At 52.6% G+C, this 25,710-nt stretch carries 21 protein-coding genes and 1 tRNA gene; 10 read left to right on the forward strand and 12 right to left on the reverse strand.

All coding sequences use genetic code 11. The features are described 5' to 3' along the window. Positions 1 to 4: 4 nt before the first annotated feature. On the reverse strand, positions 5 to 1,030 hold the full coding sequence (locus ABQ298_10075; GenBank protein ID MEQ9824719.1) for a VWA domain-containing protein: 1,026 nt from the start codon (positions 1,028 to 1,030) through the stop codon (positions 5 to 7). Between the two features lie 615 nt (positions 1,031 to 1,645). Between ABQ298_10075 and ABQ298_10080 the strand changes: the two genes are divergently transcribed. Continuing rightward, complete coding sequence (locus ABQ298_10080) at positions 1,646 to 1,972, forward strand: prepilin-type N-terminal cleavage/methylation domain-containing protein (protein ID MEQ9824720.1); 327 nt, start codon at positions 1,646 to 1,648, stop codon at positions 1,970 to 1,972. A 63-nt stretch (positions 1,973 to 2,035) separates the two neighbouring features. Beyond that, positions 2,036 to 3,871, forward strand: a complete 1,836-nt coding sequence (locus ABQ298_10085; GenBank protein MEQ9824721.1) for a hypothetical protein — start codon at positions 2,036 to 2,038, stop codon at positions 3,869 to 3,871. A 45-nt stretch (positions 3,872 to 3,916) separates the two neighbouring features. Here the strand turns inward: ABQ298_10085 and ABQ298_10090 are convergent, their stop codons facing one another. Beyond that, the gene (locus ABQ298_10090) at positions 3,917 to 5,848 is read right to left on the reverse strand and encodes a hypothetical protein (GenBank protein MEQ9824722.1); all 1,932 of its coding nucleotides are present in this window, start codon (positions 5,846 to 5,848) and stop codon (positions 3,917 to 3,919) included. A gap of 251 nt (positions 5,849 to 6,099) precedes the next feature. Between ABQ298_10090 and ABQ298_10095 the strand changes: the two genes are divergently transcribed. Then, positions 6,100 to 7,716, forward strand: a complete 1,617-nt coding sequence (locus ABQ298_10095) for a hypothetical protein (GenBank protein MEQ9824723.1) — start codon at positions 6,100 to 6,102, stop codon at positions 7,714 to 7,716. A gap of 212 nt (positions 7,717 to 7,928) precedes the next feature. On the opposite strand, the gene ABQ298_10100 is transcribed toward ABQ298_10095, so the two are convergent. The 5 genes from ABQ298_10100 to xerD all read right to left on the reverse strand — a co-directional run bounded on the left by ABQ298_10100 (position 7,929) and on the right by xerD (position 13,289). Next, the gene (locus ABQ298_10100; GenBank protein MEQ9824724.1) at positions 7,929 to 8,528 is read right to left on the reverse strand and encodes an HNH endonuclease; all 600 of its coding nucleotides are present in this window, start codon (positions 8,526 to 8,528) and stop codon (positions 7,929 to 7,931) included. Between the two features lie 152 nt (positions 8,529 to 8,680). Next, positions 8,681 to 9,049, reverse strand: a complete 369-nt coding sequence (locus tag ABQ298_10105; protein ID MEQ9824725.1) for a YdbL family protein — start codon at positions 9,047 to 9,049, stop codon at positions 8,681 to 8,683. Between the two features lie 51 nt (positions 9,050 to 9,100). Then, positions 9,101 to 9,334 (reverse strand): hypothetical protein, encoded by a 234-nt coding sequence (locus ABQ298_10110; GenBank protein MEQ9824726.1) that lies wholly within the window; start codon positions 9,332 to 9,334, stop codon positions 9,101 to 9,103. 133 nt (positions 9,335 to 9,467) lie between these two features. After that, complete coding sequence (locus ABQ298_10115; protein ID MEQ9824727.1) at positions 9,468 to 12,035, reverse strand: YdbH domain-containing protein; 2,568 nt, start codon at positions 12,033 to 12,035, stop codon at positions 9,468 to 9,470. 318 nt (positions 12,036 to 12,353) lie between these two features. Then, complete coding sequence (xerD, locus tag ABQ298_10120) at positions 12,354 to 13,289, reverse strand: site-specific tyrosine recombinase XerD (protein MEQ9824728.1); 936 nt, start codon at positions 13,287 to 13,289, stop codon at positions 12,354 to 12,356. 210 nt (positions 13,290 to 13,499) lie between these two features. Here xerD and ABQ298_10125 point away from each other — a divergent pair, with 210 nt between their 5' ends. From ABQ298_10125 to ABQ298_10135, 3 genes are all read left to right on the forward strand, one after another. Then, entirely contained in the window at positions 13,500 to 15,110 is a 1,611-nt protein-coding gene (locus ABQ298_10125; GenBank protein ID MEQ9824729.1) for a peptide ABC transporter substrate-binding protein, read from the forward strand. Between the two features lie 190 nt (positions 15,111 to 15,300). Next, complete coding sequence (locus ABQ298_10130; GenBank protein ID MEQ9824730.1) at positions 15,301 to 16,974, forward strand: glycosyltransferase family 4 protein; 1,674 nt, start codon at positions 15,301 to 15,303, stop codon at positions 16,972 to 16,974. Positions 16,975 to 16,988: 14 nt separating this feature from the next. After that, positions 16,989 to 18,041 carry an NAD-dependent epimerase/dehydratase family protein gene (locus ABQ298_10135; protein MEQ9824731.1) on the forward strand — a complete coding sequence of 351 codons (1,053 nt, stop codon included), beginning with the start codon at positions 16,989 to 16,991 and terminating at the stop codon, positions 18,039 to 18,041. A 71-nt stretch (positions 18,042 to 18,112) separates the two neighbouring features. Here ABQ298_10135 and ABQ298_10140 read toward each other — a convergent pair whose 3' ends face one another. Further along, on the reverse strand, positions 18,113 to 18,775 hold the full coding sequence (locus ABQ298_10140; GenBank protein MEQ9824732.1) for a UDP-N-acetylglucosamine diphosphorylase: 663 nt from the start codon (positions 18,773 to 18,775) through the stop codon (positions 18,113 to 18,115). Between the two features lie 183 nt (positions 18,776 to 18,958). Between ABQ298_10140 and ABQ298_10145 the strand changes: the two genes are divergently transcribed. The 3 genes from ABQ298_10145 to ABQ298_10155 all read left to right on the forward strand — a co-directional run bounded on the left by ABQ298_10145 (position 18,959) and on the right by ABQ298_10155 (position 21,850). Further along, positions 18,959 to 19,483, forward strand: coding sequence for a sigma-70 family RNA polymerase sigma factor (locus tag ABQ298_10145; protein MEQ9824733.1), 525 nt, complete (start codon positions 18,959 to 18,961; stop codon positions 19,481 to 19,483). Between the two features lie 13 nt (positions 19,484 to 19,496). Beyond that, positions 19,497 to 20,408: an energy transducer TonB gene (locus ABQ298_10150; GenBank protein MEQ9824734.1), complete on the forward strand. Its 912-nt coding sequence runs from the start codon at positions 19,497 to 19,499 to the stop codon at positions 20,406 to 20,408. Between the two features lie 107 nt (positions 20,409 to 20,515). Next, positions 20,516 to 21,850, forward strand: coding sequence for a SpoIIE family protein phosphatase (locus ABQ298_10155; protein ID MEQ9824735.1), 1,335 nt, complete (start codon positions 20,516 to 20,518; stop codon positions 21,848 to 21,850). 63 nt (positions 21,851 to 21,913) lie between these two features. Here ABQ298_10155 and ABQ298_10160 read toward each other — a convergent pair whose 3' ends face one another. The 3 genes from ABQ298_10160 to hisF all read right to left on the reverse strand — a co-directional run bounded on the left by ABQ298_10160 (position 21,914) and on the right by hisF (position 24,870). Then, positions 21,914 to 22,828, reverse strand: coding sequence for an SMP-30/gluconolactonase/LRE family protein (locus tag ABQ298_10160; protein MEQ9824736.1), 915 nt, complete (start codon positions 22,826 to 22,828; stop codon positions 21,914 to 21,916). Positions 22,829 to 22,971: 143 nt separating this feature from the next. Continuing rightward, a complete protein-coding gene (locus ABQ298_10165) occupies positions 22,972 to 24,060 on the reverse strand; it encodes a glycosyltransferase family 9 protein (GenBank protein MEQ9824737.1) in 1,089 nt (362 codons plus the stop codon). Between the two features lie 45 nt (positions 24,061 to 24,105). Next, positions 24,106 to 24,870, reverse strand: a complete 765-nt coding sequence (hisF, locus tag ABQ298_10170; GenBank protein ID MEQ9824738.1) for an imidazole glycerol phosphate synthase subunit HisF — start codon at positions 24,868 to 24,870, stop codon at positions 24,106 to 24,108. Positions 24,871 to 24,995: 125 nt separating this feature from the next. Between hisF and ABQ298_10175 the strand changes: the two genes are divergently transcribed. Continuing rightward, positions 24,996 to 25,070: transfer RNA gene (locus ABQ298_10175), tRNA-Cys, on the forward strand. Positions 25,071 to 25,327: 257 nt separating this feature from the next. Here ABQ298_10175 and ABQ298_10180 read toward each other — a convergent pair. After that, positions 25,328 to 25,597, reverse strand: coding sequence for an HU family DNA-binding protein (locus ABQ298_10180; GenBank protein ID MEQ9824739.1), 270 nt, complete (start codon positions 25,595 to 25,597; stop codon positions 25,328 to 25,330). Positions 25,598 to 25,710 lie beyond the last annotated feature (113 nt).

The following is a 25,710-nucleotide window of genomic DNA, read 5'->3' on the forward strand; positions in this document are numbered from 1 at the left end:
GGGTTTAGGGTACCTTGTGCAGGAAGGTGCGCGCCAGGAAAAGTTCAAGTGCAAGCAGTAGCGCGGCGAGCATCATGGGCAGCATCATCAGTTCTCTGGCTTCATCGTAGCGAACGAAGGTGACTTCACGTTTTTCAAGACGATCAATCTCCTGATAAATGGTTTTGAGACTCTCCAAGCTGGTAGCACGGAAATAGGTTCCTCCAGTGAGTTGGGCGATCTCACGCAGCATGGGTTCATCAATTTCGAATTCGACCCAGTCCATCACCGGATTACCACTTGAGTTCCGCACAATTCCTCCGGTTCCTTGTCGTGGCATCAGGACGGCACCGGACTTTCCCACTCCGATTGTATAGATGCGAATACCGAATCGATCTGCCGCTTCGGCGGCTGTGATGGGGTGTAAGTTACCAGCATTGTTTTCACCATCGGTGAGCAGGATGAGCACCTTCGACTCTGCTTCGATGGAACGCAGACGGTTGGTGGCTATACCGATCGCGCTGCCGATGGCGGTGGAGTTGGGTCCGATCAGCCCGATCTCAAGGCGTTCAAAATTGCTTTGCAACCATTCCCGATTGGAAGTGAGAGGGCTGACGAGAAAAGGTTCCTCTGCGAACACGAGCAAACCGATGCGGTCGTTTTTGCGATTTTGAATAAACTCGGCGACCACCTCCTTCACGATGACGAGACGATTGACGAGTTTGCCATCGAGTTCAAAATCGTGGGCGTGCATGGAGCCCGAAAGGTCGATGGCCAGCATGATATCGACTCCGGCAGTGACCTCTTCTATCCATTTGCGACCGATCTGCGGGCGCATGAGTGCAATCACGATCAGCAACAGTACCAGCAGGCGAAGTATGGTCAGCAGGCGTCGCAGGCGTGAAAAGCCTCGCTTGACCACCTCATGCAATGCCCAGTTGCTGGAAAACCGCAGTGTTGAACCCTTGCCCCAATAGCGCCGCAGTCCCAATGCCGCGACAAACAGCAAGAGCAGTAGACCATAGAGCGGATCCTGGAAGCGAAAGTACACGAGAGCACTTAATCCAGGTTTTGATCGGCTTTCAATGGGAAATCAGTCTTGCGGGGAGCATGGGGAAGCAATGGGAAAATGATGGGGGTTGTAAGTATCTCAAGCCGCACTGTGCTTCGGGTCAAAAGGCTTCTGGAAAATCAGGATCCTGAAATCCTGTGCGGTGTAGGAGGATTTGATATTCGAGAAGCATTCTGCAGATGCTGAAAATCTGCATTTTGCATCACACATGCAATCGAACTTTGACTGCTGATCGACTGGATTGGAGCACCACTTTTCGACAGGTGGAATGCTTTGTTTCGTGCACCAGAATCTTTCCAGAAATTGCTTATGATGAAATTGTGAAAAAAATGTGAATAAGCTTGCAAATGTCGACACTGGAGGTATTAAGGGTTTTACGAAATGTTTATAAAACGACATAGGTCGCTTTTGTTAGCGTAACGTAAAGGGATGATTTTGTGTGAAAGCGTTGTCAAAGTATCGAAGTTGAATCAAAAAATCCACGCTTTGGTCTTTACTTTATTCGATATTGATGAACCATTTTATACGATAGCCGAAAAAGCTAATCACGCATATTCATTCATATCCAAATCATAACTCAAACAATCGAATATCATGAAAAATAATAAAGGTTTCACACTCGTCGAAATCATGATCGTTGTCGTCATTATCGGATTGCTTGCTGCCATGGCCGTTCCCGCATTCCAGCAGGTGCGTAAGTCCTCATCGGAAAAGGCAGCCCTGAATGACCTCCGCCAGATCGCTGCAGCTGCAGACCAGTATTTTCTGGAAGAAGGTGCAACCACAGTAACAGTTGAAGCACTCGTTCCGACTTACATCAAGACGCTCAACGCCAACAACACCTATCCGACGTCGGTGAATTCAAGCGATAACAGCATCGTTGCAAACACTCCATTTGGGGATGTGACCTACGACATGTAAGGGGAATCTCTTCACAGCCAATTTTTGGATTGCCGCTTCCTTCGGGAAGCGGTTTTTTTTGGCATGCTCCATAAACGCCTCTTGCTCTTTGCAGTGCTGGCTCTGTTCCTTGGTTCAGTCGGATATTTCCTGTTGCCTCCGGCGTTGGCCAACAGCCTCTATCAGCGCATCGCCTACCCAGTCATTCTGCTGCACTGGGTGTTACTGGGAGTTGCGATTTGGAAGTGCCAGTGGTTTCGGCCTGCTGCGCTGAAAGCAGTGATGCAACCGGGCCAGCGTCTCCTGCTCGTATTGTTTCTTGCCTCTGGAACTCTGTTCACCGTACATCACCGTTGTGAATTTAAAACGCTGGGGGATGAGGCACTCGTGGCGTCGGTGTCGCAAAACTTACACCTCAATCGTTCACCGGAATTCATTTGGAGAGCCTATTCCATTGATGGCAGTTTTTCGGTAGTAGAAGCCAAGCCTGAGAAACGCCCTATCGGCTTTGCGGTGTTGCTCAGTGTCGTTCATGATCTCACGGGTTATCGTGTCGAAAATGGCTTTTACCTGAATCTCATGCTTGGCTGGCTGATGCTGGCACTGCTGGCATGGCTTGGAAATCGCCTTGCTGGTCGATGGGGAGCTGCCGCCGGTCTAGTGTTGGTCCCTTCGATCCCCATGATTTCCTACTATGCGCATGGCAGTGGGATTGATCACCCCATGATGGTGATGATCTTGGTTGTCTTGTGCCTGGGGCTTCAATGGGCGAGGACGGACAGGGATCCCATGTCCTTGCTGGCTTACCTTTACGCAGCGGTCTTGCTCAGTGTGATCCGATATGAAGCCTTTCTCTTCCTCGGTCCAGTTGCGCTCTCGATTCTGATCGTGAAGTGGCGTGACCGTGAATGGGATTTGCCATGGGGAACCTTTACCACCCTGCCCATGTTGCTGCTGATTCCCCTTCAGCAAGCGGCCTTTCGCATCAACGAGAGTTTTTGGGAACTGGAGATGCGACCCGAGGCGACCACGGTGTTTTCCCTGAACTATCTGTTCGATAATTTGGGACGGGCGGTATTGTTTTTCTTCGATACCAGCAACGTCTTCCCCAACTCTCCCGTCGTGTCGGCTTTGGCAGCGGTTGCTTTTATCGGAATGCTACTGGTACTCATGCGAACGATACGCAGCCGAGAAGTGATCCGTGGAGAGCAGTGGGTGTTTGTTCTGATGTGCCTTGGTATGTTGGCACACTTTGCGTTGATCATGGTCTATTTTTATGGGCAGATCGATTCCCTGATGCTGCATCGGTTTTCGCTACCGTTTTGCCTGTTTCTGCTCATCGCCTGCATCTGGCCATTACGGCATCTTCGTTCGACTATTGCAAAATCCGCCTGGCTCGCTGGCGTGGCGTTGGGGCTGGTGTTTTATTCCATTCCGACAGCCGCGACCCATGCCTACGAAGATCGATATTTTCCTGCTACTCATGCGAGCTGGGTGAAAGCGTTTGTCGCTGAGCGTGGCAACCAACATTACATGGTGGTGGATTTTAACCCACTGCTTTGGACAACGCGAGGAGTGAGTGCGATTCCCTATGCCCGTGCAAACTTCTCGAAGGAGCGCATCCACTACCAGCTGTCGGAGGGTGCCATGCGAACGATCTATGTCATTGAGGCGCATACGCGCGATGAAAAAACGGGTCGGTTTGTACACACAGCAGATGCTTCGCTGGAACCTGTCTTTGAACTCAAGACGCTCTCGTCGGAGTTCATCAATCCATCACTGCGCATGGTATTGAAGCAAATTGTTGGGGTCGAGATGCCAGCTGATGGCGAAGATGACAAAAAAAAGGGTTCTGGTGATGAAAATGACACACAAGTGAAACTCAACCACGAGCAGTTGTATTATTTGAATTTACCCTGAACTGGATTGTGCGGTGTGCTAAAGTTCCCTTGGAAACTCTGAGGGTCAGGATGACGGAGGAAGAATTGCCTGCATTTGTTCTGGAGATGCAGGGTTCACTCGGTAGAAAAGACAGTTGTCCGTTTCCCTGATCAATTCCAGCCATTCGGGTATTTGCGTTTGTTTCAAATCAACGAGGTGTGGGAAGAAAAAGGCACTTTCGGAGGTTTGAAGGGCGCGAGTTCCATAGGGGATGTAGCGCAGTTTTGCATTTACGCCATCCTTGAGCAGGTAAAGTGTGTCAACTTTTGCGGCGGTGAGAAACTCCTGAATGTTGGGGAAAGTTCCTGACTCCGAATTCTGCTGATGAAAGAGCATGCGCATGGCACGAAACATGCCCTGCTTGTTTTCCCAATAGAAGGTTCCAAACACTGGAAAATCGGTGTAGTAGCCGAGATGCACGCTGTCTGAAGGTAAAGCGAGAATGGATGTGGACTCACCTTCCATGAACTCACGGATGCTGGCACTGTCCAGTGCATAGTTATAGGACCGTTGCAGGTTGATTGGCAGTGCTTTGACATCGGCAAAGTGTTCGAGGTCACGGGTCAACCCGTTAAGCGTTTGCGTCTGATGAATCTGGAGCAGCAACAGCAGCGAGAGTATCAGGGAACTCGCCCAGTTGCGCAGCTCCAGTCTGAGGAGACTGACAGTCAGGAGTGCAATGCCCGGCCAAATGAAATCTGACACTCGCGTTTGTTGCAGGTAAAACAACAGGATGATTCCGCAATAGGCCAACAGGAACATCGGTGCATTGCCCAAGCGATGGAATGGCCATCGCACGACAGCAATGAGTAACGCAAGCAGGAATAAGGGCAGCAGCGCATTTGCATCGAAGAGGCTTGGAAGACTTCCGGCCTGGCTTTCCTGAATCATCGATACCCAGCGAGCAACAAACGCATCACTGAGTGTGTACCAGGCCGGCAGATTGAAGAGTATGATGAGTGCAAGTGCAGCGAGCAGCAGCCCAGGGTAGATGATCCATCGCCACTGCAGGCTTATGAATGAGGCGCGGGATCGACAGAACCGGATCCACTCTGGGATCAGGGGGGTCCCTGCCAGTAATAGTGCGGCATAGATGGGGTTTGGACACTCCAGATGAATGCTCCAGTGAGGTGCATAGTCGAGCAGATAACTTGCGATGATAATGAAACTGGCGCAACCGGACCAGATGAACCAGTTTTTTCGCAAGGTTGTGGACGGGTGGGATAAAATGAGGGGAATGGGAATCAGACTGGCAAGCAGTATGATTACGGCAGACAATGCACTGGTCCAGAACAGAAAACCCAATAGCAGGCCGGAATAGATCCAGTCGCGCCTGTGCTTGTGGAGATTGAGCCGGAGCACGGACAGTAGAAAAAGCATTGTCAGCACGATGTGAAGCACATGGTGATCGGGTGAGCGAACGCCGTATTTGCCCCCACCCAATAACAGAAGCAAGATCGGAATCGTGAAAAACCCATTCATCCCAAAGGTTCGCAAGGCAATAAAAGTAATGGGAAGGGTGAAGAGCAGCAGATAGGTGGGATTGCTGAGGGAGCTGGCTTTGGCGATTGAAGTATCCAGCGTGTCTCCAGTGACCCATGAATGCACCGTTCCCAAGCCTCTGAGCCACCAGGAATGTGGGGAAGGCCAAAGCAGTGGACGACCGTAGGGGTGATTGTCCGTAGTGGTCCAACGCGGCAAACGAATGCGTCCATCCTTCGCGGCCTCCTGGCTGTGCATGATCCACTGTAGTGAATCGGGATCACCTACCACCACTGAGCGATGGGAGGGCAGTCCGTTTTCCGGAAGAATCAAGGTGGCTGCGATTGCGTGATCGTATCGAAGCGATGCAGCCCAATGGAACAGGCTCCAGATGCATGAGACTGCGAGCAGTATCCAAAGGGAGCGGCTCTGACGGTGCAATGGGGCAGACGAGGAGAGTTCGACGGGTTGCATGATGATGGGAGTGGCGGTTGTTGCGGCGTGTATTGGGCTTCAATAGAGTCGGATAGGCTCTGGCGACGAAGGAAATACGATGTCTCCGAACAGCGCAATCTCACAGTACCCGTGAGGGTCGGATGCATCATCGAGATGATCCCTACGCATGGGAAGTTGTCTGGAGCCATTCTTGTTGCCAGTTGTTGATGAGCCGTTTTTCAATGGGGGATGTCTCTTCTCCTGCATGCCGTTCCAGATTGTTGTTGCCCATGAATCGACGTGATGTGCTCTACCTGAGTCTTCCCGTGCTGACTGCACTCGTGTTCGTGACAGTCAGTAACCATGTATGGGAAGATTTTTTGATCACCTTTCGTTTCAGCCGCAATCTGGCCGAGGGCAATGGATTGGTCTATCATACCGGAGAGTGGGTGCATGGATTTACCTCGGTATTCAATACACTGCTTCCGGCTTTATTTGACTGGATGCTTCCGAGTGAAAGCATCTACCCGGCACTTTGGATGTACCGTCTGGTCTGCATCGCGGTGTTTTCGATGGCCGTATTCTGGGTAGCGCGTACCCTTCGTGAGCTGGGGAGTCCAGAATGGATCGTGCTGATGGCGGCACTGTTGCTCTCCCTGGACATCAAGTCGGTTGCGTTTACAACGAATGGTCAGGAAGTGGCGTTCATGCTGTTTTTCTTGGCATTGGCATTTCGGATCATTGCGTTGGGTCTGCCAGGATCTCATTGGAAGATCGCATGTTGTGCGGCGGGATGGCTCTACACGCGACCGGATGGGGTGGTTTACGCAACCGTTTTATTTGGAGCGGCGGTGTTGTTTGCCAGCAAGAACCGTTGGGCCAGTGTTCGAAGTGTGTTGCTTGGAGCGGGAATGACGGCACTGCTCTATCTGCCCTGGATGTTAATGGTTTGGCATTTTTACGGGAGTCCGGTTCCTCACACCATCCTTGCCAAGGTGGGAGCCTACACGACGGAATCCGGGGGAATATTTCTATTGGAAATGCTGGCAACGACACCAAGGATTCTTCTGAGTTTGTACAATCCGGTGTATACGGATGGCTACTATGAGCCGCTCAGTGGGTTGGTATTTGTTTTCCTGGTCCTGGGATTCGCTCTTGGAGGGCTGCTGGGGGGACGGTCCTCACGGGGGTTGCATGCAACCTTCGTTATGGCATTTCTGATGATGGGATGTTATTTGGCGTATGGATATCTGAAGGTGGGCATTGTGTTTCCTTGGTATAAACCTGCGGTTGCCTGGTTGGGCTACCTCAGTGCATTTATTGCTTTTTCTGAGATTTGGAAACGTTTTGAAAATCGAACTGTGCTTCGTCGTTGGCTGCAGGTGTCCGCAACATGTATGATCGCACTGGCAGGATTTTCTTACCTGGCGGGCACGGTGCAGCTGACCACCCATCAGCACCTGATCGAAAATGGGGTGCGCAAGGCGACTGGAGAATGGCTGGCAGCCCATGCAAAACCGGGAGACCGGGTGCATTCCGAACCCATCGGTTACATCGGGTTCTACAGCGGGCTCAGGATGGATGACTGGCCTGGGTTGCAGAGTCCTCGGGTATTGGAGCTGCGAAAGAAACTGGGGAATGACCGGACTGTCGTCGTGCAACATCTGCTGCCGGATTGGATGGTCCTTCGCCCGCTCGAGTTGGCATACTTTAATCAGAAACTGGTTCTGAAGCAGGCTTACGAAATTGCAGCCATTTTTGACCAGACCGACGCCCTCGATCAGCGCCCTTGGATTCCGGGCAAGCGGTATCACTACTTTGATGCAAAATACATCGTGCTGCGAAAGATTGGAGAGGAACTGCCAAGTCGATTGGACCGCGATTCAGTCATCACACAACCTCGATGATTTATCATGCGAGTCCTGGAATCCATTTCGACCTGGCGTGTCTCCATATTTCGATGCTAGTTCCATGAAAGCTCCTGAAACCACACCCCATTTTGATCAGTTTGCATCGGTATTTTCACAACACTACGAAGCAAACTATGTGGATACAGACTACGTGGGTTTGTTGCGTAAACGAAGTCAAGACATGAGGCTTACGCCTAGCATTGCTACCTTCAGCGGTTTTTGCCTTCGAGAAAGTAGGTCCAGCTTTTGTCGTACTGGGTGCCAATGAGGCTGCTGATGAATGGCCGCACTTTGGGTTTGGTGGGCTTGCGGATCAGTTTCAGTCCTGCTTCGTGGGGCAGGCGATTTGCCTTGAGTGTATTGCAGTGAATGGAGGAAGTGACGACGTTTTCCCAAGTGGTTTTGCCGCCGCGGTCGCGGGGGATGACGTGATCGATGTTGAGCATCTTGGGTGGAAAAACCTTACCCGTGTATTGGCAGCGGTAGCCGTCCCGCTCAAAAACGCTCTGTCGGGAGAATTTGACCTCCTGAACCGGAACGCGATCAAAGGAGCGTAGCAGCAGCACCTTGGGCACATGCAGCGCGATTTTGACGGTGCGCATCACCGCCTGATTGGAACGGGGTTTGTTCTGGATGGAATGCTCAATCCATTGGGAGCAGTCATAGATCCGAAAATCCCCTTCATTGGGATCAATCACCTGAGCATGTTCCTGAAAGAGGAGAGCAAATGCCCTTTTCGCGCCAACGACATTAATGGGTTGCCAGACGCGATTCAAAACGAGGACCTGGTGATGCTCGGTCGTCTCCATTCTGGTGCCAATGTGAATAACATGGGAAGCGTTGTCAAGTGGTTCGTTGGTGCGTGCCAAGGATGTCACAACGCCTTGTGCGGGCAGTGTGTTTCTTGCGTGTCGCCTGGACAGAGAAAGTGCTCACCCGAGGTGGGTCGGTTTTTGCTGAATCACTCTTTCGTGACCCACTGTCCTTCGACAGTCTGATACCGGGTGCCGGGTCGCGCCAACTCCCTGAGTTGTTCGGCACGCCTGGACTGTACTCGCTCGAGAGAGGCACCGGTCTGGCGTGCGAGCATGGTGTAAACCTGGGTGCGGTCCGCATTTTCATCCTGAACGATTTTTGCCTGAGCCTCATTCAGCGGGGCCAGTGCGGTCAGGTAGGCTTGATTGTTTTCGCCCACAAGCTGCTCAGACTTCATCTGGTCAATGGCTGGCAACCTCGCGGCCATGCGATCTTTGAGTTCGGCAGCGGATTGAGCGGATACGGAGACCGCAGTGAGCAGGAAAAGGCAGAGTGAAACAAGTTTCAATTTCATGATGGATTGTGGTTGAAAAGTGTGAATTTGCATGAGTGTGGCACTACAGGGTTATTCGCTCAGTTCCTGTGCCTGGGCATCAAGGTCGCCGAAGAAGTCATCGAGCGCACGATCCACTTTTACGTTGATATCCATGGTGATGTGAATCGGGTCAATCTTGTGCTGGGTCTTTACGCTGACGCATCCGGTCAGGGTAATGGCGGTCAACAGAACAAGGGAGAAGGTGCAAAAGGGTTTCATAGTTGTGTGGTAGAGATAGACGATGAGGTATTGTCCAACATTCATTATCGGTATTCAGATTTATGGATATGTCGAGTGCTGTTCCCGGGTTGTGCCAGAGGAAGGTTCAATTGACGGATGCCAGGCAAATGCATCGTGGAGGGTATGTGCTGCGCCCCAAACCGTTGGGGAGTCCTCTTCAGGGGTCTGCTTTGGATGAATCGCTTTGGATCAACAGCGACTGAATCCATCGTTGCGCATTGAAGGATCGGTTCAGCAAACCTGGCACCTCACCTGCGCGAATGTTGAGCTGGATGCGTTCGATGGGGATTTCGATCCGGGGATGATTGCTGTGCCCAGAAAGCACGACGGTGGAAGGTTCATCAAAGCGATCACTGGGCTGGATCTGAAGGGTCAGTTCGGTAAGCGTGAGATCGCGCAGGGCCTCATTTACATCAGCATCGATTTTTTTGGAGATTTGAATTTTGGGAATGTAGGGTGCGATGATTCCGTCTTTTGCGTAGCGAAGTGTGGCGGTGGTCTGAGGAGTGAGCCTGGCCTCGCCCTGTCCCCAGGTGATTTCGCCATTTTTGAGGCGAACTGGCAGAAAACCGTCAAGACGACCGTGAAGTTCCTCCCGAAAATCGGGGATCAGGGCAGTGAGTTGTGCGAGGTCGAGGTTTCGGAATTCGAGACGCAATTGAATCTCATCGTAGGGTGGACGGATGAACTCTTCGAATTTTACAGTCACCTGACCTCCGCAGAATTCGAACTGGAGGGATTCAACCTCAAACACATATCCGTGATGAATGCGGAATGCTCCCCTGAATTGCTCCATTCGCAGTGGGGGTACATCGATGTGTTGGATGTTCACGGGGATGCCTTGTGTAGCGACTCCGGTCAGCAAATCGTCGATTTGGATTTGAAGCAGTTCGATGCCGTTGATGTTTACCTTGGCATCCGGGATGGAAATCGATGCTTCCTGCAGAGAACCTTGCAAGGAAAGCCCTAGCGAATTTGGCGTGGATGACCCTTTCAGGGTAGAATGGATCACACCTGTGATTTGCGTCGATGGAATATGGGGCAGGTAATCTGAAAGATCGAAGAACATTGCATTGCGTTCCAGCGTGGGTGCGATGCGTGCTTCAAATGTGTGTTCCAGAGTTTCAAGGTTCGCGTTGGCACTCGCCTCGAGCGCAAGCGAGGGATGGATCAACGCACTTTGCAAGTGGAGGTGGAGTTGACGGTTGATACCGAGTGCACCACGTAGCTGGGGATGGATTAAGAGTTGAGCATGAGACCCCAGCCAATCGGTGGAGAGGGAGAATTCCCAGGTTTCGGTGCTGCCTTCCAGAGTTTCGATGTGAAGGGGTGCCATGCGGAATGGAAACCCAGCGAACGTTCCATTGGCTTCGACGCTACCTTGCAGTTGTGCCTGGGGTATGGATTCCCATCGGTCGAACGCATTAGCGTTTTGCGGCAGGGGGAATGATCCTGTCAACTGCAGGGATCCCGATGCTTTGAGTGGGGGTGCTGCATCGGCTCGAAACTCGAAGGAGTGCAGATTAAATGAGGACCCGAGCTTGAGCTGAGGTCCAGTCTGATCAGCCTGCAGGAAACCCTCGCCCTGGATGCGGAATGACTGCGGAATACCTTTGCGGCTGGAGAGGGATCCGTGCAGGCGTGTGGGTTTGAGTTCCAGACGTGCCATCACCCGCAAGCCGTCCCAGCTAGCCTGTGTTGCATCGTGGGTGCCTTCGATTTGCAAACTCAGCGGATAGCGGTCGGCATCGTTGATCCCTTCGAAGTGCCATGCTTGCCAAACGGGTTGCAGTGAAGTGGTTGCGCGAAATGCAGTGGGCATTCCCTGACGCGGGAGTTGCAGTTGGAGTTGGGTCGAAAGGAGTCCCAGTGGGAGTTGGGGCGAGTGTAGCTGAGGGATCTGCAATGCCAGAGAGGTGCCGTCAAAGTCGAGTGTGGTTTCAAAGGCACTGATTTCAAGGGCATGATCGGTGCCAGTAAGCGTGGGGGTGAATCCGCTGAATGATGCGTTGGCAGACAGGTGCAGGACTTCGGTTCCGGCAAGTTGTCCCTGCATTTCGACGAAAGTACTGGTGTCTCCCAGACCCTGGATTTGCAGTGTCGGGATGCTGAGATAACCTTCCATCATCGAGGTGTATGGATGCCAGGCTCCGGTCCATTCGAGTCCACGCAATGCCAGTTGCTCTCCCCATTGAAATCGGTCCATCCACGTCTGGACGGTCAGCGTATCATCCTGACCGCTCCAATCCAGAATACCGAGCAAAGCGTCAATTTCCAGATCAGCTGCTTCAAGCGAATTGCTGAAACCTTCGGGCAATCTGTCGCGAAGTCGCTGCACCCATTCCATAGGGTTCTCAACATTCCATTGAACCCTTGCACGATGCTCTGAGTGATCCGAGCGGGAAAGTGATGCGCTCACGGAGACGTGATCTGGCCCAGAGGAAACGGAAGCGTTGGTGGTCATGGATTGTGGGGACGCGCGCATGGCTGCCTGGGCATCGAGTTTGATGCTTGAGGATCCATCGGGTTGGTCGAGATGGAGGGCAATGTCAGAGGCGATCCATTCATCAAAAGGAAGGCTCGAGAGCAGTTGGTCGATGTGGTGCGCAAGCTCAAGTGAGGATGGGGCAGCTTCCGGTTGTGCTGCTTGGGAGGGTGACGATTCGGGGAGAGTCGCAGGAAGTTCCAATCGAATTTCGGTCGGTCCGAGCAAGATGGATTCCACGCGTTGGTCAAGGAGTGAACCGAAGCTGAATCGAAGGTGGATGCTCTCAGATTGGATATCAATATTATGATTTTGAAAATGAAAGTCATCAAATTTTGCGTTTCGAGCATCGAGATGGCTCAGGTTGAACGCAAGCTTCTCCCATTGCATTGTTCTTGAATTCCAGAAGTTGAGTGCGAAAGGAAGCCATGTTGGAAGGGTCAGACCCAGCAGAAGCAGGGTTCCGACACCCCATGCTGGGATGCCGATCAGGAGGAGGAAACGAATGCGCCTGCGGTGCCTGGGAGGTTTTTGTGGTTGTGCTGAAGTTTGCATGAATCAGGCGGATGGAGTTTCCCTTTCCCGCGGATGAAAATGACGATACTCCTCGATCTTACGGGAAAGATCGACATCGGTATAGACCTGAGTGGTCGAGATGTCTGAATGCCCCAACAATTCCTGAATCACGCGCAGATCAGCACCGCCCTGGAGCAGGTGCGTTGCAAAGGAGTGGCGCAGGGAATGGGGAGTAACCTCACGTTCGATTCCGGCTTGATGGGCGTATTGTTTGACCAGGTGCCAGACGGTTTTTCGGGAAATCGCAGTCCCCCGGGAAGAAAGAAAAACCTGCCCCCTGCTGTGTGCTTTCACAAACTGGGGTCTCGCGAGAGTGAGGTAGCGAAGCAGGGCTTCGACAGCGGGTTCACCAATGGGGCAAATGCGTTCCTTCGAACCCTTGCCAATGATCCGCACGAATGCGTTTTCGAGGTCCAGTGCAGGCAGGTGGATTTCACAGAGTTCGGATACGCGCAACCCACTGCTGTAGATGAGTTCGAGCAGTGCACGGTCACGCATGCCGATGGGAGTCGACAAGCGTGGGCAAGCAAGCATGGCATCGATTTCGCGAATACTGAGCGATTTGGGTAATCGCTTGCTCAGTCGTGGACGCGAAAGAAATCCGGTGAGATCTTCGGTGCAGATGCCCTCGCGTCTGAGGAATTTGAAGAAGGTGCGAAGTGCAGAGTGCTTTCGGGCGATGCTGCGGCTTGCGAGGTCACTTTCGCCGATTTGATTTGCCCAATGGACGAGATGTTCTGCCTCAACCTGCTGCCAGGATTGAAGTCCCGCTTTGGCAAGCAGCTGTGCACACTGCGTCAAATCCATGCGGTAGTTTTCCACCGTGGCATCCGACAGGCCCCGCTCGAGCAACATCCAGTGCGAGAAGGACTGGATCGTGGTGGCCATGGCGGGTGGGAGCGTGGGGTCCTGTGACATGACACTAGTGCTGAAGGGGGACGATCAAAAAATTCGCTGTCATGTTGTTCAGCCTGAGGAGCGGGGTCAAGATCGAGGCAGTGTTTCTTTCCGCAGCTTTCGGATTTGCCAAGCTAAACCGTTCGGGAATAATGAAATGTCGAACAGGACCGACAGTTGCGCAGGTCGTCCAAAGGTGGTTTTTCCAGCACATCCAGACAACAATAACCCATGGCATTAAGACTCGTAGATCGAATCTTGAATGTGCTTCCCACGAGGCATCTGCGCTGGTGTGGGTGCATGGCATGCCTGATGGCACTGGTCGCATGCAGTTCGAGTGGCTCTGGTCTTGCGAATGTAAGGCGGTTGAATATTGCCCTGTCGGTGGAGCTATCGAGCCTGGATCCTCAGACTACTATTTCGGTGGATGCGATCAAGGTGCAAAGTGCTCTGTTTGAAACGCTGGTTCGAGTGAATGCACAAACCGGAGCCATTGAGGCAGGGGGTGCAACGGCATGGGAGATTGGGGAGCACGGGCGAATTTATCGTTTTGAGCTTGATCCGGATTTGTGCTGGTCAGATGGATCACCGCTGCAGGCATCGGATTATGTATTTGCGCTCAGACGCTTGATGGACCCACGCCTGGCAGCTCCGTTTGCCGACCTCTACTTTGGTATTGTCGGTGCCCGGGATCTGCATTTGGGAAAACAGGTTGATGCGTCAGAGTTTGGAGTGCGTGCTCTGAATCCAAGCACACTCGAAATCGAATTGGAGCGAGCGACCCCCTATTTCCTTTCCCTGCTGGCCCGCCCCTGTGCGGCGGCCCTTCCCGAGGCATTTCTTCGGGATCGGGGTGCGGTCGATTCCCGCACCCGTGGCTGGACTCTGGAGCCGGGGTTTCCGGTTAGCGGACCCTACCAACTGGAGCGATGGACTGTTAACGAACAGATCGAGCTGAGAAAGAACGAAAGACATCCCTTTGCGGACCGCTTGAGCTATGATGTTCTGCATTTTTACCCCATCGAGAGTGCCTATGCACAAGAGCACGGATTTCAGACAGGCGCACTGGATGTGATTTCAAAACTGGCCTCTGAGCGCATTGCGGCCTATCGCGGAAAACCAGAACTTGTGAGTGAAGTGGAGATGGGAACGTTTTATGTGATCACCCAAACCCGATCACCAGCGTTGCAAGAGATTTCCCTCCGGCAGCTGTTGTCGGCGAGTGTGGACCGTGAAGCCATCGTGAAACAACTGCGACAGCGGGAGGAGCAGCCTGCCATCGGGTTTGTGCCACCGATTTGGGAGGCCTACCACCCGAAACTCGGACAAGCAAAGCGGGTTTTCTCATTACCGGAGCAAGCCCCACAGATCGAACGGACCAAACTGCGCTTGCTGATTTCCTCTTCTGAAGGGAATTTACTCATCGCAGAAGCCCTCCAGTCGATGTGGATGGAGGAGTTGCCAGTCGAAGTGGAAATTGTGAGACAGGAGTGGAAATCTTACCTCGACAGTCGATCACGTGGGGAGTTTGACCTCTGCCTGGCAACCTGGATTGGGGATTATTATGACCCGCTGACCTTTCTCGAATTGTGGCATTCAGAGGCAATCAACAATTTTTGTCAGTGGCAGCATGAGGAATACGATGCCTTGCTGGCCGCTGCAGCGAAGGAAACCCATGAAGTGGAAAGATTGCAACTGCTCGCGCGCGCGGAGGAGCTGCTCATGGAACACGCACCCATCTTGCCCCTGTTTTACCTCAGCCGGGTGTATCTCAAAGCGGATCGGGTTGAGTCATGGCCGCAGACCTTTCTCAACACCGTCAACTACCTGGAGCTGAGATAGGTGCTGAGCTTGTGCTGGCATGGTGGAGGATCGTTTTGCCAAGCAATATCTACTGCAACTGTTGATGAGTCGCCTTCAATACCAACTTTCGCTGATCCACATTCCCAACCTTTACGGACTACAGAAATTGAGAATTGAATGATGAGTCGCGCATGCATTTGATGGAGGCGGATTTTGATGATCGCAACCCATGGCCAGCCTGCACGGACAGTTTTCAGTTGAGGGCTTGCATCCCACCGGACTGGAAGCACCCGGATGCTGGATGCGAGAACGTGCGACTGTGCGGTTTCGATGCAGGACGCCTGTTCAAAGTGTGAGAATTTTGGCGGATCTTGCTCCTGTCGAGACGCAGTGTCACTCGCGCTGGAATCGACAACCCCCAGGACTCGAGCTGCGACTGGATGCGGGCACTTGGCACAAGATCAACCCGACCGGTGTTGGTGAATTGGATCAGACCTGTGCGTTTTCCAGTGGGAGAGAACAGGATTTGCATGTGCTTGAAGTGCGCCTCAAGCGAGTTTTCTGGACCAATTTTCTTGCATTTACAGGCAGGAAACTGGAGCGGGCATTTTGGCTACCCAAACGATGGAGACAGTGGTTGCAACCCTTTCGCAGGCAGTGGAACAACCGCCGATTGCGCATACGATCTGTCTGGGTAAATGGGGATTGCCTTTTGGATCTGGAACGCTCCCACGCATCCTTTGAGTCGGAGTTTCTGTTTCGAAACGCTGACTTGGGAATCAATGTGGTGGGTTGGTTTCATGGATATCTGGGAGTAGGTGAGTCTGCCCGGGCATGTGTGCGGGCTGCGGAAACGACCGGATTACCAGTGCACGCTGTCAACCTTCGCCTGCATCTGGAAGGGGGGCAATCACCGGAACTCTGGACGAAGCCCCTTGTAGACCAAGGCATGCAGGCCATCAGCATTGCCCATGTGGATGCACCGCAGTCGTTCGATTTGACTGTCAAGCACCCGGTGGAGATGGGAAAGGACCGGTATCGCATTGGGTACTGGGCATGGGAACTACCGGAGTTTCCCGACGCATGGGTGCGTTATGCTTTGGCGTTTGATGAGATATGGTGTCCTTCCGATTTTTGCAGGGAGGCGATGGCTGCCAAGTTACCGATCCCGGTCATGACAATGCCGCATGCGATTGAAATACCCGAAGTCGAGGGAACTCCTGCGCAATGGCGTCGTCGTTTTGGACTTCCGAAAGATCGATTTCTGTTCCTGTTCAGTTTCGATTTGAACAGCTACGCTCCACGCAAGAATCCTGAGGCGGTGATTGAGGCGTATCGCCTGGCTTTTGCGGAATCGTGCGGGGATGCATCCGTAGGGTTGGTGCTCAAAATGCATGGCAAGGGATACCGTCCGGAAGATCGGTTGGCGCTCCAGAAACTTCAGCAGGAGCTGCCTCATCTCTATATTGTGGATGAAACCCTCACACGAGAGGCATTGACCGGACTGCAGTTTGCCTGCGATGCATTTGTTTCGCTGCACCGTTCCGAGGGGTTTGGGCTGGCCGTTGCAGAAATGATGGCACTGGGCAAACCTGTGATCTCAACCAACTGGTCGGCAACCTCGGAGTTTGTCGATTTGAAAAATGGATGTCCCGTGGCGTATCAACTCGTGGAGCTGGAACGCCCGGTGGGTCCCTACAGCAAAGGGCAGCTTTGGGCAGAAGCCGATACCCATGATGCAGCGCGGTGGATGCGCAAGGTTGCGGAAGATTCTGATTTTCGGACTCGCATTGCTACAGCGGGAATGGCTACCATGCGCGACAGGTTTTCAATACATGTGATTGGTGAACGCTATCGCCGACGCATCAAGGCCATCAGTCTCTTTCACCATACATCCAACTGAATAGCGAATTGATCATGAAAAAAGTACTGGTCACTGGTTCATCGGGACTCATCGGCTCCGAGGTTTGCGTGTATTTCGCAAAACTCGGATATGAAGTACATGGCGTCGACAACAATCAGCGCGCAGTGTTTTTTGGTCCCAACGGGAATACGCGTTGGAATCAGCAACGGCTGCAGCAAAGTCTGAAAGGGTTTGTCCACCATGAAATTGATATCCGGGATCGCGCAGGAATGCTCGAACTGCTGAAATCTGTTCGCCCGGATTGCGTCGTGCACACGGCGGCACAACCTTCTCATGATCGTGCAGCAGCTATTCCATTCGATGATTTTGACACCAATGCGGTAGGTACACTGAACCTGCTGGAAGCAGCGCGTCAGCACACTCCTGAATCACCGTTTGTTCACATGTCGACAAACAAGGTATATGGTGATCGCCCCAATCGCATCAAATTGAAGGAACTGGAGACGCGGTGGGACTATGATGATCCTGAGTTTGAAAACGGCATCGCAGAGACGTTTTCCATCGATCAGAGCAAGCATTCGCTCTTTGGGGCATCAAAAGTGGCGGCGGATGTGATGGTGCAGGAGTATGGACGTTATTTCAACATGCCCACTTGTTGTCTGAGAGGTGGATGTCTGACCGGCCCTAATCACTCGGGCGTGGAACTGCACGGATTTCTGAGCTACCTGGTGAAATGCAATCTTGAGGAACGTGAATACAAGGTATTTGGTTACAAAGGGAAACAGGTGCGTGACAACATTCATTCGGTGGATGTGGCGCGTTTCATTGCTGCATTTGTGGAATCTCCCCGAGCGGGTGAAGTCTACAATCTGGGTGGAGGAAAAGGCAACGCCTGCTCCATCCTGGAAGCATTTGCGATAGCGGAATCGATCACCGGTAAACCTCAGTTATACCAATACGTGGATGATAACCGTATCGGAGATCACATTTGTTATTACAGTGACTTGCGCAAAATGAGGCAGCACTATCCCGACTGGGACATCTCCATTCCGCTCAGGCAGATTTTTGAAGAGATTGTAGCCTCGTGGCAGCAGCGAAATTCCTGAGATAGCGGGACGCTTGTGGCGAAGCTTTAAGTCGGTAAGCGCCCATGTCTGGATGGGCTGGTTGCTCAATTTCAGGAGAGTCTCACGATCGCACGTTCCTGAATGATACCTCCTGCCGAAGGGGAACAGACGATGTAGGCTGCTTTACCGACAAGTGTTCCGGGTGAGAGCACGGTATTGCAGCTGACCTCGACGCGCTCGCCGAGGATGGCACCTATTTTTCGGCGACCCGTATCCACCGTTTTGCCATCGATGCGAAGCTGGATGGGTTTGCGGTCGAGGCGAACATTGGCGAGGATTACACCCGCGCCCAGGTGGGATCGGTTTCCCAGGATGCTATCGCCGACGTAATTAAAATGGGCGGTCTCTACGTGGTCCATGAGCAGCGCGTTCTTGTATTCGCACGAATTTCCGAGCACGCAATGACTCCCTGCGATCACGTTTCCGCGAATGTAGACCCCGGGGCGTAATTCACAGTCAGGGCCGATGTATGCAGGACCTTCGATGACCCCATAGGGTGGAAGTTTCACACTGCTGTGAACATAGACGGGTCCGGAACGGTGTAGTCCCGCAGGGAAAAGGGTTTGGGCTTCTGTGAAGTTCCCCTTGGAAAAAAAGTCTTTGAGTGCGTGTGGGATTTGATCAAGCCATTGCCACGGTGCAGCATCAGGCAAAAAGTAGGGTGCAAACAGTTGCAGGGAATCCGGAAGATCAAAGTAGGTGCAAGCTTTCATTGGATGGAGTTGAAGGTTCAGCGCGCAACAGCGCTCTCAGATCGAGATCATCTGGAAAATGGGTGAATCTCAACCTTTTTTGATTGGAAGTTTGCGGCTTCATGCCTAGCCTAGCACTGGTTTTTGCTAAGAAAACCGATGTGAATTCGTTATCTATATTACCCTGAATTATCCCAAATCCCCGTGAATGCGAGAGAGGCAGAAGCGTTCAGCGAAGCTGAATTTATCCAGATTGTGGAGACACATTCCGGAAAGCTCACGCGCTATGTGTATCACCGCACCCGACAGCTGGAGCTTTCCCGGGATATCGTCCAGGAAGCGTTTCTTCGCTTGCTCAAAGCACGCCGCAAACCTTCAGGCGATCGCGTGATTCCATGGCTCTATCTGGTGTGCCGAAATCTGGCGATCGATTCCCAGCGGCGACAGTCGCGATGGGTGGGCAATGGGTCGGATCTGATCCAGCACTACAGCTCAAGTTCGGAACCCGATCCGCTTCAGTCCACGATCGAGTCGGAGACACGCCAAATGCTCTACTCGTGCCTGGACCAGTTGCCCGAGCGTCACCGCGAGGTGATGGTACTCAAATTCCAGAGTGGATTGAGTTACAAGGCCATTTCGGCGGTCACGGGACTGTCTGTCACGAATGTCGGGTTTGTGATTCACCAGTCGGTATCCCGGTTGCGTTACGAAATGGCGAAACGGGTTTGATAGCGAACGCATCATGAGCAATTACGATCCGCAGAAAGAGGAACAATGGCTCCGTCTCATGCTGAATGAGGCAGTGGATGCGAAGACGGCCCAACGTCTGCACGCGGAGCTGGGACAGGATTTCAGGGAACTGGAACGGTTTCAGGAAGTGTCCTCGTTTGTCAGTGAAGTGGGGTCAACTCTGGAGCAAGCGGGTCCGGATGTTGACCTGACGCATGACCAGAAGACCGAACTGTATGCCCACCTGACTTCCGTCTTCGAGTCTCGTCGCCGAACCCTGCCCAAAGAATGGCTTCCTCAGCTCAAGTTCGCCCTGATGATCATGTTCGGGACGGCAACACTGGTTGCCTCGATTCCCTTGATCTATGGACCCAGCTTGCGCCGAAATGCGACCGGATTGCATCCGGAAGGAGCGGTGCTGAATTACCAGCCTCCGGAAGTTCGTGAGCTGCCTGAACGTGTTCAACCCGCGCAAGCACCGGTGACGGAGCAGAATGAAGCGAATCGGCTCACCCTTATGGAGGAGCAACGGGAAGACTTGCCCTATCCTGTGTTGCCTTGGGAACCACTGAATCTCGATTTTGAGGTGCCGTCCTTTGATCTGTCGGAAATTGATCTGCAGTCGAGCATTGTCAACGTGATGGAGGCTGATGTGCGTCCTATTCCGGTGCATCGTGCCAAACCGGAATTTCCTGTTGAAGCACGCCGAAACCGCGCGAACGGAGTCGTGGTTGTGGAGTTTGTCGTGGACGAGGCAGGAAGCGTCGGCGCTCCAAGAGTTGTGTCGAGCACGCACATGATCTTTGACAATGCCGCACTGGAAGCCATTCGTGACTGGAGATTCAATCCGGGAGAAAAGGACGGGCAGGTCGTCCCGATACGCATGCGGGTGCCATTTGTGTTTCACCACGCATCAGCACGTTGAACCACCTGGTGAACATGTAGTGCGTCAGCCCGCCCGCAGGGGAAGTGGAGTGTTTGAATTGGAATTGATCGCCGGGTGCGATTCTGTCATCTATGGCTTGTTGATACATGAAAAAAGAGCACCAGCAGAAACTCGATGCGATTCGGGAATCCCTTCAACAATCCCAGCCCGAAATCGATGGTCAACTGCTGACCGAGGCACTGCTTGAGGCGTATGAACTGGGCGCGCGGGAGAACAAGCAGCAAATGCTCTATCTGAACCATCTGATGCGCCACTTGCCGGACCGGATTTATTTCAAAGATCTTTCGAGCCGATTCATCACGGGCAATGACGCGTTCATTCGGTATTTTGGGGTGACAACGGAGGACGAAGTTGTCGGGAAAACCGATTTTGATTTTTTCCCAAAAGTCTATGCTCAGCAAAAGTTTGAGGATGAGCAGAGCATCATTCGGGAAGGCAAGATTGTGCATAAGGATGAGCACGACGAGCAAGAGGAGGGACAGGTCGCATGGTCCACGACAACCAAGATGCCTCTCACGGATGATGCGGGAAACATCATTGGAACCTTTGGACTTTCCCGGGACATAACGGACAAAAAACTGGCGGAAGAACGTTTGCTCGCGCTTGCGCACGATCTTCGGGAAAAAAATGAGCAGATTGAGTCAGATCTTGAGATGGCGCGCAAGCTGCAGACAGCATTTATTCCGACCAGCTATCCCGTTTTTCGCTGGGGTCACTCCATGGAAAAAAGTGCGTTGGGTTTTTCCCATCGCTATGTGCCGTCGGAGAAGTTGGCCGGAGATTTTTTTCAGGTGATCCCGATCTCGAGCACCAAAGCGGGGATACTGATCTGCGATGTGATGGGACATGGGATTCGGGCATCACTGGTCACGGCGATCCTGCGAGGGTTGATCGGGGAGTTAAAACTGATCACCCCTTACCCCCACGTATTCCTGCGCAAGGTCAATCGAAGCCTCAGCACGGTGCTGACTCAGCTGGACATCACCTTGTTCGTAACGGCATTTTACGGTGTGATCGATCTTGATCGTGGTTTCATCCACTACGCCAACGCCGGGCATCCGTCACCAGTATTGGCAAATCGGCGCAATGGGACCGCTGCATTTCTGCCCGCTGTTGCAGAGTCACCTGAACCTGCTCTTGGATTGATCGATGGCTACAAATATGCCTACCAATCGGTTTCCATCGCACCCGAGCAATCCCTCTTCTTTTACACCGATGGTGTCGTTGAGGTGGAAAACGATGAAGGTGAAGAATTTGGGTATGATCGCTTGCTGAAGGTTTTTCAAAACCTTCGACCTGAAGATACGCAAGGTGTTCTGGATCGATTGATTCACACCATCAATCACTTCTCCAATGACGCCAAACTGAAGGATGACATGTGCATCATTCGCGTCAATGTGGACGCAGTGGTGAAGGATTGAGAATGAAGTCTGGCCGAGGATGCGCGCGGGGAATCGTTTTGCGTGAGCGCTCCATGTGATGGCTCAATGCTGGAATGCGGCACCGGAGACAGACATCTCGAGCGTGTAGATGGAACCCATTGCCGTAATAAACAAAGTGCGGTGTTCAGGACCTGCAAAAGTGACATTGGCGGTCCAGTTCTCGGGCACGGGAATATTTCCAAGAAGCTTTCCTTTAGGAGAAAACACAGTGACTCCATCACCCGTCAGGTAGAGGTTCCCATCGGCATCAAGCGTCATACCATCCGAACCGAGTTCACAGAAAAGACGCTTGTCGGAGAGTTCTCCCTGTTCATCAATGGTATAGACCCAGGTTTGCTTGGCCCCAATGTCGGCCACAAAGAGCTGCCGGCCATCTGGAGTTCCGATAATACCATTGGGCTGTTGCAGCCCGGTTTCGACGGGGATGGCTTCGGTTGAGCCGACTGGCAGTCGATAAACATGCTGGCCGGGTTGCTCAGGGGCTTCGCGATTGTTCCAGTACGGTCGTTTGTAGAACGGGTCGGTGAAATAGAGACTACCATCGGGGTGGACCCAGACGTCATTGGGGCCATTGAGCAGTTTGCCTGAAAACCCGGCAACCCTGACAGTGACTGCAAGCGTATCCACATCAATGCTCCACAACTCCCCATCGGCGTCCGCACAGGCGTAGAGCGTGGGTTGAGGGTGGGTTGTGAACCAGAGGCCATTGGAGCGACCACTGGGTTCCATGAATACGCTGACCTCACCCGTGCTCGCATTCCAGAGATGAATGCGGTCATTGGGTTGATCTGTGAAATAGACATTTCCTGCCGTATCTGCAGCTGGACCTTCGGTGAAGGCAAAGTTGGATGACACGCACCTGAGTTCGGCACCGGGAGCAATCGGGAGGGTGGCTGCGAGGGAAAACGGAAGCATGCAGATGGCGAGAAGTGTGAGAATTCGATGGGTAAGATTCATGGCAAGATGGGGATGGTGTGCTCGAAAGCGAAATCCTACGCAGCTTTGTTAATGGCTCAACCCGAAAGCGAGCGATTTTGCACGACAATATTTGCTCCAGTTTTGGGAACGCCAGATCAGACGAATGTAGAAGTGAATTTTCCTCAGCCAGATTCAGCGTCCATCAAGTCCAATGCGGCGGACATCACCGAGTCGACCCTGAGCTGTTGCATGCAATCATAGCGTCCGTTACAGGTGGGATGTTTGCGGCATGGGGCGCAAGGCAGGGATTCATAGAGAATGCGGACGTGTGGATGACTCCCGGTTTCGGTGTAGGGAACGGTTGAACCAAACAGGCAGACCGTCGGACGTTTTTGCGCGATGCTCATGTGGGTCATGCCCGTATCCACTCCGACGCAGAGCCTGGCACGAGCAATGAATGCGGCACTGTCCGGAATGGAAAGAAAACGCTCTCCGGCAAGATTGATGACAGCGGCAGGGGATCGGAGTTGCTGTATGATGCGGTGTGACGCCTCGCGATCACCCGGACCTCCCAGCAGCACACAGGGAATTTGGGTCTGTTGCCACCAGCGATCGATCCAATCGACCCAATGGGATTCGATCCAGTGCTTTTGGGGACGGGTGGTGAAGGGAAAAAGAGCTACAAAAGCGTGAGGGTGCAGTGAAAATTCTGCCAGTGTTTGTTCAACGTTGATTGCCGATGTTGGTGGCAATCCCAGCTCCATGTCGAAGGGTTCTGTCGGCAGATCCAGAAATGCGGCAATGTCGAGATATTCCGAACTGATACGGGGTTTTCCGTGAATTTTGGGTACATTGTCGTGAACCATGAACTGAGCCCCTTCACGTGCACCGCAACCGATACGGTAGTGTGCTCCGGATGACCAGGCGATGAGACCACTCTTCAAGAGTCCCTGGGTATCCACGACCCAGTCATAGCGTCGTTTTCGAATTTCCCGGAGTGCGGAAACCCACTCGCGCATGAGTGTGAGATAGTGCCGCTCCCGTGAAAGCTGCTTAAAGCGTCGGGTAGGCCAGCTGATTGCTTCCCTCAGTTCGGGATGGTGGGAAACCAGATCCCTGGACTCAGGCTGCACGAGCCAGTCGATGCGAGCATCCGGAAACTTGCGCCGAAATGCACGAATCAGTGGGGTTGCCATGACATTATCTCCGATCGCGCTCAAGCGGATGATCAGGATGGATGTTGGGGTTTTCCGACTGCGCGGGTGTGGCATTACTCTTGGATTTGGTGTCAGAAGGACTGTGAGTTGGGGATTGGATCAAATCATTCGCACGGGAATCCCCATCTGACTCATGTGTTGTTTCACTTGCTGGATGGTGAAAGTTCCAAAATGGAAAATGGATGCGGCGAGTACCGCATCGGCTTTTCCGATGTGAATGGCATCGACCAGATGATCGAGTGTACCAGCTCCTCCCGATGCAATGACGGGCACCTGCACCGCCTCGCTGATGGTGCAGTTGAGTTCATTGTCATATCCGCTCTGCATGCCGTCCTGGTCCATGCTTGTCAGTAAAATTTCCCCGGCTCCGCGCTTGACGACTTCCCTTGCCCAATCGACAGCGTTCCATTCGGTGGCATTCCTTCCACCATGAGTGTAAATGCGCCAACCGCCCAGCTCGGGATCGCGCTTCGCATCCATGGCCACTACAATGCAGGAAGTGCCAAAGCGTTCGGCTGCCAGATTCACAAGATTGGGGTTTTGTAGAGCAGAGGTATTCAGGCTCACCTTGTCGGCGCCGGAGTGCAGCATCGCAGTGATGTCTTCCAGCGAACGCAGTCCGCCGCCCACGGTCAGTGGCATGAAGCATTCGGACGCGGTGCGTTCCACAACCTCATGCATGATACTGCGGTTGTCGCTGGAGGCGGTGATATCAAGGAAAACCAATTCGTCTGCGCCTTGCTGTTCGTAGGCTTTTGCAGTTTCGACGGGGTCGCCTGCATCACGGAGTTCCTGAAAGCGTATACCTTTTACCACCCTTCCTTCGGTGACATCGAGACATGGAATGATCCTTTTCGAAAGCATTGGGAAAATAATGGTTGAAATGAGGATGAAGAAAACACTAAATTAGCCGCTTTGATCGTTCGCTGCTGTGTTTCGAATGGAAAACAACAGTGTGGGTGTGCCCATTTGAGGTAACAACAGATCAAGGCGCGGTAGCCAAGTGGTAAGGCCGGGCTCTGCAAAAGCCCTATGCGTCGGTTCGATTCCGACCCGCGCCTCCAATTTTTTGGAGGTCTCCACTTGGAAAGGGGACCTTTTTTTTGGAATTCACCCCAAAGAGATTTCAACAGCTGGAATGGGATTTTTTTTCGGTTTGGGAATGTCTGTTGTTGTGCTGAGCAGTATTGTGATCGCATTGCGATCCGGTGGGGATGCGTGCAACTTGTGGATGCTGGTCAAGCCCACAAAAAAAGTGCCGTCGCTCGGGGCAACGGCACTTTGAAATCAGTTTTTCCAACCAAAGGTTGAAAACGGGGAGTTACAGGACGTCCTTCAGCTTTGCGCCAGCCTTGAACTTAACGGTCTTGGATGCAGCGATTTTGATCTTTTCACCGGTGCGGGGGTTTACTCCTTCGCGTGCAGCTCTTTCACCAACACTGAAAGAACCGAAGCCAATCAGCTGAACGGAGCCATCCGCTTTGAGACCTTCTTTTACAGCTGCTACGAATGCATCTACTGCTTTTTCGGAATCCTTGATTGTCAGTCCGGAGTTCTTGGCAACCGCGTCAACGAGTTGTGATTTATTCATATATAGTATCGAGGATAATTCGTGTTATGATTTAGTGTTCTTACTTCCAAATGGTAGTGTTTATGAGGGTCTAGGCTGCAACAAGGGTCTGGATTAATCAAGAACTTTGATGA

This window comes from Puniceicoccaceae bacterium, assembly GCA_040224245.1.
In the GTDB taxonomy this organism is placed as follows: Bacteria; Verrucomicrobiota; Verrucomicrobiia; order Opitutales; family JAFGAQ01; genus JAKSBQ01.

Coding starts and splice junctions, on each gene's coding strand:
- ABQ298_10150 (MEQ9824734.1), top strand. CDS start 19,497: ATGAGCAATTACGATCCGCAGAAAGAGGAACAATGGCTCCGTCTCATG.
- ABQ298_10140 (MEQ9824732.1), bottom strand. CDS start 18,775: ATGAAAGCTTGCACCTACTTTGATCTTCCGGATTCCCTGCAACTGTTT.
- ABQ298_10095 (MEQ9824723.1), top strand. CDS start 6,100: ATGAATCGACGTGATGTGCTCTACCTGAGTCTTCCCGTGCTGACTGCA.
- ABQ298_10110 (MEQ9824726.1), bottom strand. CDS start 9,334: ATGAATGTTGGACAATACCTCATCGTCTATCTCTACCACACAACTATG.
- ABQ298_10100 (MEQ9824724.1), bottom strand. CDS start 8,528: ATGGAGACGACCGAGCATCACCAGGTCCTCGTTTTGAATCGCGTCTGG.
- ABQ298_10105 (MEQ9824725.1), bottom strand. CDS start 9,049: ATGAAATTGAAACTTGTTTCACTCTGCCTTTTCCTGCTCACTGCGGTC.
- hisF (MEQ9824738.1), bottom strand. CDS start 24,870: ATGCTTTCGAAAAGGATCATTCCATGTCTCGATGTCACCGAAGGAAGG.
- ABQ298_10130 (MEQ9824730.1), top strand. CDS start 15,301: ATGGCCAGCCTGCACGGACAGTTTTCAGTTGAGGGCTTGCATCCCACC.
- ABQ298_10085 (MEQ9824721.1), top strand. CDS start 2,036: ATGCTCCATAAACGCCTCTTGCTCTTTGCAGTGCTGGCTCTGTTCCTT.
- ABQ298_10155 (MEQ9824735.1), top strand. CDS start 20,516: ATGAAAAAAGAGCACCAGCAGAAACTCGATGCGATTCGGGAATCCCTT.
- ABQ298_10080 (MEQ9824720.1), top strand. CDS start 1,646: ATGAAAAATAATAAAGGTTTCACACTCGTCGAAATCATGATCGTTGTC.
- ABQ298_10135 (MEQ9824731.1), top strand. CDS start 16,989: ATGAAAAAAGTACTGGTCACTGGTTCATCGGGACTCATCGGCTCCGAG.
- ABQ298_10180 (MEQ9824739.1), bottom strand. CDS start 25,597: ATGAATAAATCACAACTCGTTGACGCGGTTGCCAAGAACTCCGGACTG.
- xerD (MEQ9824728.1), bottom strand. CDS start 13,289: ATGTCACAGGACCCCACGCTCCCACCCGCCATGGCCACCACGATCCAG.
- ABQ298_10090 (MEQ9824722.1), bottom strand. CDS start 5,848: ATGCAACCCGTCGAACTCTCCTCGTCTGCCCCATTGCACCGTCAGAGC.
- ABQ298_10165 (MEQ9824737.1), bottom strand. CDS start 24,060: ATGCCACACCCGCGCAGTCGGAAAACCCCAACATCCATCCTGATCATC.
- ABQ298_10160 (MEQ9824736.1), bottom strand. CDS start 22,828: ATGAATCTTACCCATCGAATTCTCACACTTCTCGCCATCTGCATGCTT.
- ABQ298_10125 (MEQ9824729.1), top strand. CDS start 13,500: ATGGCATTAAGACTCGTAGATCGAATCTTGAATGTGCTTCCCACGAGG.